Origin of the sequence: Streptomyces sp. NPDC059255, from assembly GCF_042752355.1 — a bacterium.
Lineage (GTDB): Bacteria > Actinomycetota > Actinomycetes > Streptomycetales > Streptomycetaceae > Streptomyces.
Genome location: NZ_JBHYZP010000002.1, coordinates 266,219 through 278,576, shown reverse-complemented (window position 1 = coordinate 278,576; position 12,358 = coordinate 266,219). Strand labels below are relative to the sequence as shown.

Annotated in this window: 8 protein-coding genes; all 8 read right to left on the bottom strand. The window is 69.7% G+C overall.

From position 1 onward, the window contains the following. Nucleotides 1-17: 17 nt before the first annotated feature. The 8 genes from ACFXKG_RS04890 to ACFXKG_RS04855 are packed head-to-tail and all read right to left on the bottom strand — an operon-like array spanning nt 18 to nt 12,350. The gene (locus ACFXKG_RS04890; RefSeq protein WP_384832389.1) at nt 18-542 is read right to left on the bottom strand and encodes a phage baseplate assembly protein V; all 525 of its coding nucleotides are present in this window, start codon (nt 540-542) and stop codon (nt 18-20) included. A gap of 34 nt (nt 543-576) precedes the next feature. After that, on the bottom strand, nt 577-1,716 hold the full coding sequence (locus ACFXKG_RS04885; protein WP_384832386.1) for a hypothetical protein: 1,140 nt from the start codon (nt 1,714-1,716) through the stop codon (nt 577-579). After that, nucleotides 1,709-2,071: a hypothetical protein gene (locus ACFXKG_RS04880; RefSeq protein ID WP_384832383.1), complete on the bottom strand. Its 363-nt coding sequence runs from the start codon at nt 2,069-2,071 to the stop codon at nt 1,709-1,711. Before ACFXKG_RS04880 ends, ACFXKG_RS04885 begins: the two co-directional genes overlap by 8 nt. 6 nt (nt 2,072-2,077) lie before the next feature. Beyond that, nucleotides 2,078-2,797 carry a hypothetical protein gene (locus ACFXKG_RS04875; RefSeq protein WP_384832380.1) on the bottom strand — a complete coding sequence of 240 codons (720 nt, stop codon included), beginning with the start codon at nt 2,795-2,797 and terminating at the stop codon, nt 2,078-2,080. A 2-nt stretch (nt 2,798-2,799) separates the two neighbouring features. After that, entirely contained in the window at nt 2,800-3,321 is a 522-nt protein-coding gene (locus tag ACFXKG_RS04870) for a hypothetical protein (protein WP_384832378.1), read from the bottom strand. A 55-nt stretch (nt 3,322-3,376) separates the two neighbouring features. Continuing rightward, nucleotides 3,377-10,033 carry a DUF4157 domain-containing protein gene (locus tag ACFXKG_RS04865; RefSeq protein ID WP_384832375.1) on the bottom strand — a complete coding sequence of 2,219 codons (6,657 nt, stop codon included), beginning with the start codon at nt 10,031-10,033 and terminating at the stop codon, nt 3,377-3,379. Beyond that, a complete protein-coding gene (locus ACFXKG_RS04860) occupies nt 10,030-10,365 on the bottom strand; it encodes a hypothetical protein (RefSeq protein WP_384832373.1) in 336 nt (111 codons plus the stop codon). Before ACFXKG_RS04860 ends, ACFXKG_RS04865 begins: the two co-directional genes overlap by 4 nt. Then, the gene (locus tag ACFXKG_RS04855; protein WP_384832821.1) at nt 10,356-12,350 is read right to left on the bottom strand and encodes an ATP-binding protein; all 1,995 of its coding nucleotides are present in this window, start codon (nt 12,348-12,350) and stop codon (nt 10,356-10,358) included. The genes ACFXKG_RS04860 and ACFXKG_RS04855 overlap by 10 nt, the downstream gene beginning before the upstream one ends. Between the last annotated feature and the right edge of the window lie 8 nt (nt 12,351-12,358).

Here is a 12,358-nt window from a genome sequence, read left to right as displayed (position 1 = left end):
TCTCCCCGTCGCTGTGCTCATCGCTTCTTGGGCACGGTCAGCCGGCCCCCGTTGATGCTGACCTCGTCACCGATCAACTCGATCGTCGCGCCACTGCCGTTGCCGACGGTCACGCCCTTCTCGTCGATCCGGATGTACGCGCCGCCCCTGGCCTCCAGCAGAATCCCGGTGCCGCCTGGCACGTCCGACATCACCAGCTTGTGGTTGCCGGGCGTCTGGATCACCACCGGCTGCGAGGCGGGCAGCTCCGCGCTCGCGCGGGGCGGCAGTTCGGCGGCGTCCCCGTACCAACACCCCGTCCAGACAGGAAAACTGGGGTCCCCCTGCTCGAACTCCACCCACACTCCGGCGCCGATCTCCGGGACGGCGTAGTGACCCGACTGGCGCCCGGTGAACGGCAGACAGGGCAGCGCCCAGGTGGACGCCTCGTCGCCGAGCACATCCGGCACCTGGGCCGTGATCCTGCCGATCCTGAGCGGATCCCTGTTGTCGATCACCCGGCCCCGGAACTTGCCGAGGAAGCGGTTGTTCGGTGCCGCCATACGAAGTAGCTCCTGGTCTGATCCCTGGCGTCCTCTACGGACGGACGGTGGTGCTCCTGGCGATGAGTCCCTCGCGGGAGAGCGTGAAGTTCTGCTGGTACGAGCCGGGCCTGAGGTTGTGGGTGACGGACTTGACGTAGTAGTCGCCGTCGTACGTCACCCCGGCGCCCCGCACCCCGACCAGCTCGCGCGGGCGCAGGATGTAGCCGTGCCGGTTCACATCCAGCGATCCGGACCCGGAGATGGCGTCGGCGGAGGTCGCGGCGCGCGCCAGGGCCTCCGCCTCGGCCTGTCCCTGGTCCTTCTTGGCGGTCCCGGACAGGGTCTTGCGCTTGAGCGCGGGCGTGGCCCGGCGGCCCAGCGGCGGCCGGAGCGGACTGATGTCGGGCTGGGCGAGCAGGGTGATGTCACGGGTGCGCGGATTCTGGACGCGTGCCTGCGGTTCCTCGCGTGCGGTCCCGTCGTACGCGAACGTGAGCTGGTCGACGGTGGAGTTGTTGTCCATGTTGACGTTGAGCGCGTGCTGCCGCTGCCCGATCCGCTGCTCGGGCCCCCAGAACGCGACGGACCGCCCGGGGCGTGGCCCGGGTTCGAGATAGAACGTGAACCCGTTCGCCTTCGCCAGCTCATTCACATACTGGAGATCGGTCCCGGTCTGGTAGTCCACGCGCCACTGCTCGCGAGGCGGCTGCTGCACCTGCTCGCGGATAATACGAGTGTCGATGCCGTAGTCGGCGTACTTGGCGAGGATCCGCTCGACGCGCTGGGACGGCGCGAGATTGGGATACCGGTCGGTCCGCTCCTCCAGATCCATCAGCAGGGTGAGGTCCTCGCCGGTGACGGTGAGGGTGGTCTGCCCCGGCTGATTGCTGGCCCCGACCTCCTGCCGCACGATCAGCCCGTCGAGCAGCACGGTGGAGACGCCCTTGACGGCGGCGGTGACGATCACCCGCGTCCGCGGATCGAAGAACCCCTCGGGCAGCAACCGCCGGTTGATCACGCCCGTCTTCGTCAGGTCGAACGCGATCTGGAACCCGCTCCGTTCCCCTGCGGTGGTGGTGATCTGTGCGGACAGCAGCGCCTCGGTCACTTCGGCCGGCACGGGACGGGTGAGCTGGGGCCCCATGTACAGGCTGAGATGTACGGGCCCGTTCCCGACCGGCTCATCAGCCACGGCCGCCCCCGGCGAACCCACCCGGCAGTGGCACGTCGATACGCCGACCGGGCTCGGCGGTCAACTCCCGCGGATCGAGCACGGGGTTGGCATCGGCGATCTGCCACCACTGCCCGGGGTCCCCGAAGTACCGCTGCCCGAGGTGATCGGGCCGCTCCCCGCTGCTGACGATATGCGGCGCGGTGGTGTTCTCCGTCCCGTCCAAGGCCGGCAGCAACCGCCGCTTGGCGTACCGCACTTCGGTCCCGTCGGCCTGGACGTGCACCCCGATCTCCACATCGTGGTACCGGCTGTCCCGGGGATACGGATGCGCCCCGGGGATCGCATCGAGGGCACTCTCGTAAGGCTCGATCATCTCCGCCTACCTCCCGATCCCGGCGCCGAATCCAACGCCACCGAAGCCACCGACGCCACCGGCGCCGCCACCGAGCCCAAGGCTCCCGAGCTGCCCCCCGACCGCGGCGGCGGCGAGCCGCTCCTTCTGCGCGAGATGCGCGAGATACAACTCGGCCCCGCGATGCCCGGCGGGCAGATCGCTGACGGTGAGCACTTTGAGCCCGATGCTGAGGCTTGCCCGAATGGGATTGAGATTCACGTCGAACGCCGACTCGTTGACGGACAACTCGGTCAACCGCACGGGCATCACCCGCTTGCTCCCCCAGGTGAAGAGGGTGAGCGGCGTCTCGATCGGACTGATCTCAATGGTCCCGTTCTGCGCGAGCCGCGTGGCGGCGCGGAGCTGCGCGGTGGTGGGCTGCACGAGCATTTCGAGCACGGCGAGCTGAGGATGAATCCCGTCGGGCGCGGCGACCTCGAACTGATCGGTGGCATCGATCTCGGCGGTGAACTTCCACGTCTCCTGCGCGGGCCCCTTGAGCCGCAACGCCTCATTCCGGTCCCCGCTTCCACTCCCGCCGCCGCCGGAATCCCCACTGCCGCCGGCCGACTGGGGCGAGACGGAGCGTTCGAGGGTGTCGGGGTTGAACTGCAGCACGATGATGCGCTGCGGGGTGCCGCGCTCGGGGTCGACGATGACGATGCCGGAGCGGATGGGCTTGGGTATGTCGGCGTAGCGGGTCACAGTCAACCGTCCTTCAGGCTCTCGATCAGCATCCGGGATCCCTCCCGGACTCGCTCGTCCGGGTCGTTTTCCGCAAGCCTCCGCAGCAGGAATTCACATTCGGCCCAGGAGAGGTAGACGGTCGCCCAGGCCGCGGCATTGCGGATTTCCGGATCGGAGTGCCCGGCGGCTGTCTTGATCTTCTCGAAGATTTCTGCGTCGAAGGCCTCGGACGCGGAGAGTGCCAGGCGGACGAGGTGGCGTGCTACCTCTGGCTTCGGCGTGTCCTCGCTGGGCGTAGCCAGGACATCCTGGCGTGAATAGGGCGTCAGGAGAGCGGAGATTCGGAGGGTGAGCGCCTCGACAGCGTTCCGGTCCACCCCGAACACGATCACGACGGAGACCTGGGTGATGAGGTCCTCGACATAGGTCACCCAGAGTTCGGATGTCACCCCCCAGGTGACGGTCTTCTTGTAGTTCGCGTCGCCGCGTTCCGCATTGGAGTCCACGACCTGCCAGCCGGCGCTGCGTATGATGGCGTCCACGGCTCCCCACCCGGGCAGCTGCCGCAGGGGTAGATGGATCTCGGTGTAGCCGCTCTCAGACATTGATGCCTCGTTTCAGCCTGCTTTCGAATGCACTGTCTGCCGGAATTCCCACGATTCTGACCAGGTCCCGATAAATTTCCACCAAGAACTCGCCCTTGGCTTGAGGGTCGTTCGGTGAATAGGTGAGACCCTTGGCGTCCGCCCAGAGCTTCAGATTGGCGGCGGTGCGCCGAAGAACCTCTTCCGACGCCTTGCTGGGAGGCTGCAGTGCGGTCTTGTTCTTGATTTCCGACCCTACCTTCTGCCACAGTGCCGGGCCAACTCGCATATCCCCTTGTGCGCCGAGAGTGTAGGCTTTCTGAATCATCCAGCCCGGCACGCCCTTGAATTGCTTCCTCAGTTCATCGATACCGGGAGCGGGATGCCCATCCTGCTTGACATTCGGATTTTTCAGAAATCCTTTTCCTATCTTCTCCGTCACAGAGACACCCGCACTGGTGTCCATGTAGCTGTCGCGTCCGGACTCGCGGCGTGCGGCAAGGAGCCAGGCCGTCTGCCGTCCCGCTGCCTGGCCGCCGACGACTTCGTAGCTGTCCCTGCCGAACTTCGCCACCTTGTCCTTCCGGTCGAAGCGCGCGGCGGCCCCGGACAGCGGAAGCCCTGTCACGAGGTCCGCGATATGCGGTCCGCCCAGCTTCGACGCGCTGACCGCAGCGATGTTCGGGACCATGGTGAACGGCGTGCGCCCCGTCTCGATGAGGCCGATGAGAGTCGCGGTGAACACGGCCTGGTCCAGAGTCTGGGCGTTGGGGACGGTATTGCCCTGCCACAGGTTCCGGTTTCCGGCCAGGGCGTCGAGGACGTGCTGGCCCATGAGAGCCCCGTTCGGCTCGGCCTCTCGCAGCGCCTTGGACTCCTGCCGGTACGACGGCAGATCTTCGCTGCCCTCGCGTTGGAGGGTGGTGCCACCGCCGCCCGCCTCCGTACGCTCCAGCGTCAGTCGGGAGTTGTACTGGGAATTCCCGGCCTCGACCTGGAACGTTTCCGGCTTCCGGTGCTCCGTCGGGTTGTCCATCACATTGCGCAGCATGGGAGCAGCGCCGACGTCCGAGGGGATCACACGGGTGCGCGCGGCAGCGGGACCGCCGGGGGGCGGGCCGATGCGCTGCGACTGGGCGATGACCTGGTTCGACTGCAGGACGTGGGCGACCATGGCGTCGACGGCGTCGGCGAGTTCGATGGTGTCCATCTTCAGGCCGTTGGCGACCGTTTCCTTCGGGTTGAGCAGGGCCTCGATCTGGAAGCGCTCGTTCTCGCCGGCTCTGAGCTCGGTGAGCCGGTACCAGGCGCGCATCGCAGCGAGGGACGCACGGAGGATGGGGCGTCCGGTGCCTCGGCGCAGCATGCCGTCGACGCGCGGGCGGATACGGGCCACGATCTTCCGCAGCCGCTCGTCCTTCGACTCCTTGGACTCCTCGTCCTCCTTATGCTGGTCCTTCTTGTTCTCCTTCTCCGGATCCTTGTCCTTCGGCCTCCGGTCCTCGTGCCTGTCGCGCTTCAACTTCTGCGCACCCTTTGTCTCATGCTTGGGCTTCGGCTGTCTGGCATCGTCGTTCTTCTTCGGCCTGCCCGGCTTGTCCCCATCCTTGTCGGTCTTCGGCTTGCCCAGAGTGTCCTTGCCGTCGTCCTTGTTCGTGGGCTTGTTCGGATCCTTACCGTCGTCCTTCGGCTTGGCGGATTTCTTGTCCTGGGTCTTCGGAGCGGCGGAGTCTCTGTCCTTCTTCGGCTCGGGCATCGGCTTGGCGCCCTCGTTCTTCGGCTTGCCGTTCTTTTCCTTGCTCGTGGTGGGCGTGGGTGTCTTGCCGTCACCCTGTGCCTTTGGCTTCCCAGACGTGCCGCCCCTGCCCTGGCCGGGCTTCGGCGCAGTAGCCGTCTGCGTCTTCGCGTCCGTGCCCGGCTTCTTCGTGCTGCCGGTCGAGGGCTTCTTGCTTCCGCCCTTGTCGTCCGGGCTCTCCGTGCCCGTGCCCTTGCCGCCGCCCGGCTTGTCGCCCTTGCCCTTGCCCAGCCTGGCCGCCACGCCCTTGAGGCGACTGCCCACCTTCGAGACGTACTTGCCGATGCCGGTCAGCAGCGCCTGGTACAGGACCTCCAGGAGGGCGACCACGCCGGCGGCCACTGCCTTGGCGAAGAGGAGGCCCGCGCCGCCCAGGCGTACCGCCTTCAGCCAGTCCAGGACGAGGCCGAGGGCGCTCAGGATCGCGCTCAGGGCGCCCCAAGCCGTGCGGATGGCGTCGATGACCGCCAAGGCCCAGCCCGCTCCGGGGATCAGTTTGGCGACGACCTTGGTCATGACCAGTTCACCGATGATCAGGGGGAGTTGGGGGACTACCGCGTCCCATGCCTCCTTGACGATCTCTTCCATCTTGATGCCGCCCTTGAGCAGCTTGTCCAAGACGGCCTTCGGGACGCCGATGATCTCCTGGATCTTGTCGTTGAACCACTGCTTGACGGCAGTCTTGACCTCCCGGAACAGGTGGTTCTGCGCGCCGTCCGCCGCTGAGCTGCCCGCGCCGCTCAGCCAGCCGCCCGGGTCCATCAGGAAGTCGACCGCGATCATCATCCAGTCGCCCAGGGCGCTGAGGAGCTGGGACGCGAAGTCCAGGACCTGCTTCACCGCGCTCACGACCGCGTCCACGACCGCCTGGAGCATCTTCTTCAGGAAGTCGAGGATGCTGCTCAGCATCTTGCCGATCGCGTCCAGCAGGTCGGTGATGATCTGCTTCAGCGCGTTGGCCAACTCCTGGACGAGGGCGATCGCTGCCTGGATCAGGTTGGTGATGAAGGTCCGGATCCGGTTGGCCAGTTCGATGACCGCCCGCACCATCGACTTGGCGAACTCGATCAGATCATTGATCAGGTTCTTGATCGTGTCGACGATGAACGTGCGCGCCGCGTTGATCCAGCCTTCGACCGTCGTCTTGAAGTTCTTGATGAAGCCGATGACCGCGTCGCGTGCCTCCCGGATGACGCGGACGATCGCTTCCTTGATCTCGATGACCTTCTGCTTGATCCAGTCGAAGGCCTTGGTGACCCAGTTGCCCGACTCCTTGACGCTGTCGTCGCGCTGCTTCTCCGCGTCCTCCTCGGCCTTGGTGTTCGCGTCCTGGATCTTCTTGTCGCCGCTCTCCTTCTCCTTACCTACGTCGTCGTCGGTGTCCTTCTCCTTCTTCTCGACGTCCTCACGGACCTGATCCTGCTTGTCGGTCTTCTTCGTGCCGAGCGTCTTGAGTTCTTCGTCCTGCTCCTCGCGCCACTCCGTGCGCTCCGACGTGACCTCGTCCAGGGCCTTGTCGCGCTCGTTCGTCTGGCTCTTGGTGTTGGCCTGGATCTCCTTCTCGACCTGCTGCTTGTGCTTCTCCTGGGAGGTACGGGAATCCTCGTCCTTGGTCTGCCGCCCGTCGGACATGCCCTTCTGACCGTCGGTGAACGCGGCCTGGAACTCATCACCGCGCTCGTGCTCGGCCACCTCCGACAGCGCTTCAGGGGGTACGGAACCGGACGGTGCCCCGCCCTTCGGCGCGCCGCCCCCGCCGCCCTTCCCGCCCGGGACCTTCGCCGCCATCCGCTCCGGGGGAGCGTCCGGGTAGACCTGGCGCTCGCCCATGTCGCGGGCGGCGTCGTCGCGGCCCGTCGTCAGGGTCTCCTGGCCCTTGGCGTCGACATTCGCACCCTGCTCGGAGGAGGTCTCGCCCGCCGCCCCCTGCATGTCCACACCTGGCGCGTTGCCCGCCTGGGCCTGCTGGAGCGCCTCGTCCTTGGTCGGTAGGCCGGCGAACTTCGCCGCCAGCTCCTGAGGATCGACAACGGGCTCGTCGGCTCCGAAGAAGCCTGTGACGGCGTTGACGACCTTGCCGCCGATGAAGCCCAGCGCCATCTTGAACGTGTCCCAGCCGCCCGGCTCCTCGGCCTTCTCCGCCTCGATCTCGCCCTCGGGCTCCTTGGCGCCCGTGACCTCGGCGTCCTCACCCTCCGGCGTCTCGGACTTCTGAGCGGGGTCCTCGGAGTACTGGGCCGGCGCGTCGGTGCTCGGAGCGCCCTGGAGCGTCTGCGGCGCCCCCGACGGGCGCTGCATCGCGGGCGGCGACGCGGCAAGCGTCTTGTGCTCGTCGTCGACGGTACGGTCCACCGCGCCGCCCACACCCGACATGGCCTCGGCCGCCAGATGCGGTTTCAGCTTCGACGCCGTGGACAGGCCCGCCTCGGGGGTCGCCGCCGACAGGTCGGGCGCCGCGGCCGCGCTCTTCTTCGCCTTGGCCGCCCCTGCCGCCTTGGCGCCCTTGCCACCGGCACCGCCGGCGCCCCTGCCCTTCGGCGGCCTGGCCGAGGGCGCCGGAGCGTTGGTGCGCCTGGCCTTCGTGGATGGGGCGGGCGACTCGACCGGCTCGGGAGACGGGGGCGGAGGTGGGGACGCGGACGCAGTGGGTGCGGCCGGTGCGGGATCCGATGCAGGGGAGGGGGAGGCTGCGGGCGCGGCTGATGCCTCGGGTGCGGGCGCCGCCGCGCGCGTGGCGGCGGCCGGAGCCGTGTTCTTACGCTCCTGACTCGCCCCGGACTCCGGTGCCGCCGACGTACCACCGACCGCAACCGGGGACGCCTTCTCCTGCCCGCCCGCCGATTCGGCCCCACCGGCCCCGGTCCCGGCCCCGCTCCCGCTCGCGACCGACGCCGCGCCCGTGGCACCCGTGCCGGGCTCCGACGTGCCGCCCGGCGCCTCCGCCACCGTCATCTGCGCGGCGACCGGGCCCGCCTTCGGGTCCGCCCCGCTCTTCGGGTCCTTCGACGCCGACCCGGGTGCGGGCACCGGTACGGGCGCTGCCGAGAGATCCGGGCCCGGTCCCTCGTCCGCGAGACGGCTCTGGGGATCGTCGCTCTCCGTCGACAGATCCGGCGTGTCCTCCGCGGGCTCCGGGGGCTGCGGCTCGATCTCGGCTTGCGCCGCCGCGTCCTCGGCGTCCTCCGCGTCCCGCTCCTCCTGCACCTGGTCGGCCTTGGTCGGCGGCGGAGCGGGGAACGTCGGCATCGGCGGTGCGGCGGACGAGGACGGGTCCAGCGTGTCAGCCGTCGGTACGGCGGAGACGTCCAGGTCCTGGGCGGGAAGGAAGTCCTCCGGCCGGAGCTTGACGTCCCAGGCGCTCTTCTCCTCGCCGCCGACCTCCACCTCCGACTCGCTGCCCGCCCCGAACGGGTCCTCGTCCGGCGTCTCCTCAGGAGCCTCGATGTCCTGGTTGCGCGCACCGTCCAACGTGGAGCGCGCGCCCGGCAGTTCGGCATCCTTCCCGGACGCCGTCGGTGAACCGGTCTCCTTCTCCTGGCCGTTCCTGTCCTCCTGTTTCGGCTGCCGGTCCGCAACGGCCGGCTCCACCGCGCCCGGACGGTTCTTGGCGGCCGACTCCTCCTTGCTCGCCGCCGGAGCCGACTCCTGCCCTTGCGCCTCCGCCGATGCCGACTTCGACCCGTCTGCCTTGTCGCCGCCCGTCCCGCCGGACGGCGTGGAGGTGCTCGCCGCGCTCTGCGGAGCCGCCCCATCCGAGCCCCCGCCGGACGACGCGTTCGTGCCGGTCCGGGCGGTGCCTCGCAGGGCGTCCGCGCCCGCCTTCTCTTTCTTTCCAGGAACCGGGGCCCGAGCAGGAGTGAGAGTAGGAGCAGGGGCCGCTTCCGGCGACGCGCTCGACTCAGGGTCGGGCTCCGGGGACTCCTCCTCCCGCTCCTCCCGCTCCTCCTCGGCCTGCTGATCCGCCCTCTCCTCCGCCTCCCGCTCCGCCTCCGAACGGCGCTCCCGCTCCCTCTCTTCCTCGTACCACCACTCCGCCGCCGGGTCCGGCTCCACGGCCGGTGCGTCCAGCGCGCTCAGCTCCGGCTCGCCCTCGTACGCGACGTCGTCCACCAGATCGAGCAGCCGCTCGTGCTCCGGGGTCAGCAGCCTGGTCTCCAGCCGCTCCAACACCGCGTCCTGCAACTCGTCGGACATCCGGCCCAGTTGCAGACGGGTCCGCTTCGACCGGTCCTGGGGATCGCCGCGCAGCGAACGCACCACACCGTTCGCCAGCCGGTCCACCAGCGTCGCCGGGTCGATCTGCTCCATCCGGTTCCGGTCCGCGTCCACCGTCGCGTAGCGCAGCCATCCCGGAGTGGCCGGAGCCGGCGCGATCTCCGGGGCCGTCTCGGGGCCCCGCTCCTGGTTCCGTACGAGGGCCTGGGCCGTCCCCTCCGCCTCGCGCTCCATCCCCTCCTGCGGCAGGCTCACCGCGCCCAGGTCGCGGCCCGCGCGCAGGGTGCCCAGGCCGTCCGGGTTCTGGATCGTGTGCAGCAACTCGTGGGCCAGCAGGCGCTGTCCGTCCGCCGTGCCCGGGCGGTAGGCGCCCTCGCCGAAGAAGATGTCCTGGCCCACCGCGACCGCGTCCGCGCCCAGGAGGGACGTCAGGTGGCCCGCGTCGCGGTCGGTGTGGAGGCGTACGCGGCCGAGGTCGTGGCCGAGTTGTTCCTCCAGCTCGCGGCGGACGCTCACGTCCAGCGGCTGGCCCGCGCCGCTGACGATGTCCTTGGGCTCGGGGGTACGGGACGCCGCGGCGCGTTCCTTGCGCTTGCGGCGCCTGGCCTCCTGTGCGGCACGGGCCTCCTGCGCCGTCGCCGACGTGCTCTGCGTGCTCATCGACCGCCCCCTTCCGCCGGCTCACTGCGTCCTGAGAGGCCCGCGTGCACCGCGCGCGCCAGTGCCTCGCCCAGGCGGCGCGGTGAGGTGGTCGCGGGGAGGGGCGGCAGGCCGGTCAGGGCGTCCAGGGCACGGCCGCCGTCCGTGGCCAGGGGGATGCCCCGGTCGCGTACGAGCCGGGCCAACTCGGCCTCGAAGGCGGCCGATACGCGGTCCGGGTCCAGCCGGTCGAAGCCGTCCAGGACCAGCTCGCCTATCTCCACCCGTACCGAGGGCATGGGCGATGGCGCCTCGCGTCGCGGCTCGTCGTGCCGTACTCCGTTCAGATCCATCCCTGGACCTCCGAGGGCGTCAACGACCGGTCCAGTTTGAGGTATTCGGTGCGCGCCGCCTCCAGCATGTGGCGCATCCGGAGGCGGTCGCCCTCCTCCGCCGCGAGGAAGGCACCCGACAGGGCGATGTTGCGGATGGAGCCGCCCGCCACGGTCAGCCGGGCCAGTCGCTCGGGATCGATCCCCTTCATCGGGGCCCGCGCGGGCAGCACCCGCCGCCAGATCTCGGCCCGTTCGGCCTCGCCGGGGAAGGGGAAGTCGACGACGAAGCGGATCCGGCGCATGAACGCCGTGTCCAGGGCCTGCTTCATGTTGGTCGTCAGGATCGCCAGGCCCCGGTACGCCTCCATCCGCATCAGCAGATAACTGACCTCCAGGTTGGCGTACCGGTCATGGCTGTCCTTCACCTCGCTGCGCTTGCCGAAAAGCGCGTCCGCCTCGTCGAACAGCAGGAGCGCGCCGCCGCGTTCGGCCGCGTCGAAGACCTTGCGCAGGTTCTTCTCGGTCTCCCCGATGTATTTGCTGACCACCTGGGACAGGTCGATGATGAAGAGATCCAGCCCCAGCTCCTTCGCCATCACCTCGGCTGCCAGGGTCTTTCCGGTGCCCGAGCCGCCCGCGAAGAGCGCGGTGACACCGAGGCCACGGCGCAGGGTCGACGCGAAGCCCCACTCCTGGTAGACGGTGGCCCGCTGCCGCACATGCGCCACGGTCTCCCGCAGGATCCTCAACTGCCGTTCCGCCAGCACGAGATCGCCCCAGGAGGCCTGCGGCTCGATGCGCCGGCCCAGCTCGTCCATGCCCATCCGGGCCTCTTCCAGCCCTGCCTGCCACGCCAGTACGGTGGCGTCCGTGCCGTTCGCGTGCGGAAGGTTCCGTACGACGCCGGCCCCGGCGGCCCTGATGAGATGCGGCGGCAGCGAGAACTGCTCCACGAGGCCCCGCAGATCGTCCTCGGAGATGTCCGGTACGCCGTCGAAGGCGGCCGTCCACACACCGAGCTGTTCCTCGGAGTCGAGGGTCGGTACGGTGACCCGCTCGCCCCGCTGCCGCTCGCTGGGCCGGGGATCGGTGCTGGAGACGCAGAGCGGAACGGCCGCGCTCTCGATGAACGCGTCGGCGGCGCCCGCCTGTTCGCGGTCCAGGCCGTCGCCGATCTCGACCAGCAGCGCGGCCGGCAGCAGCACCGCCTCGCGCTGCCAGAGCCGGGCCAGCCGGTCGCGTTCCTCCGGGGCGGTGGGCAGATCCGCCGCCGTCAGTGTGTAGAGCCCGAGCCCCGAACGGCGCGCCGCCACCGCGGCGATGTCGGCGCGCGACCGCTGATCGCCGCCGACCAGCTCGACCCGGAGCGGGGCCCGCTGTCCGGCGTCGCCCGCCCACCCCGCGGCGACCCGGTCGGCCGCCAGGTCGTACGAGACCGGGAGCGCGTCCGGTGCCGCCGTACGGCGCAGCAGCCCGTGCAGCCGCGCGTCCAGATAGGGCGAGCCGGCCAGGAAGTGCAGGACGCGTTCGTCGAGGCGGATCCGGGACACGGTCAGCCGGGTCTCGTCGGCCAGCTCGATCAACCGCCAGCGGCGCAGGGGCGCGACGGGCGTCAGCGCGCTCCAGTGCGGCTCGGGAAGCGCGGCGAGGGCGAGGGAGAACGTCGGGTACGCCCGCTCCGGGTCACCGCTCGCCGCCGCGCAACGGGCACCGGTGGTGGGGTCCAGCTCCGCCGCCGCGGCGAGGAGCACGACCTCGCGTTCGAAGGCACTGAGCCCGAAGCAGGAGGCCAGCGCCTCCAGCGTGGCGGGGTGCGCGGGGCCGGGGCCGGTCGGCCGGGTGAGGGCGGGGGAGTGCGGTGGGGCGTTCTCGGGGTGTGCGCGCCGCGCGTGGGCGTCGACGTGCGCGAGGACGGAACGCACCGCCTCGGTCAGTGCGCGGCCGTCCGCCGCCGAGTTGTCCGTCGTCGTACCGGTGCGACCCGCCCGTGTGCCCGTGTCCATGTCCTCAC

Coding starts and splice junctions, on each gene's coding strand:
- ACFXKG_RS04880 (WP_384832383.1), bottom strand. CDS start 2,071: ATGATCGAGCCTTACGAGAGTGCCCTCGATGCGATCCCCGGGGCGCAT.
- ACFXKG_RS04855 (WP_384832821.1), bottom strand. CDS start 12,350: ATGGACACGGGCACACGGGCGGGTCGCACCGGTACGACGACGGACAAC.
- ACFXKG_RS04890 (WP_384832389.1), bottom strand. CDS start 542: ATGGCGGCACCGAACAACCGCTTCCTCGGCAAGTTCCGGGGCCGGGTG.
- ACFXKG_RS04860 (WP_384832373.1), bottom strand. CDS start 10,365: ATGGATCTGAACGGAGTACGGCACGACGAGCCGCGACGCGAGGCGCCA.
- ACFXKG_RS04865 (WP_384832375.1), bottom strand. CDS start 10,033: ATGAGCACGCAGAGCACGTCGGCGACGGCGCAGGAGGCCCGTGCCGCA.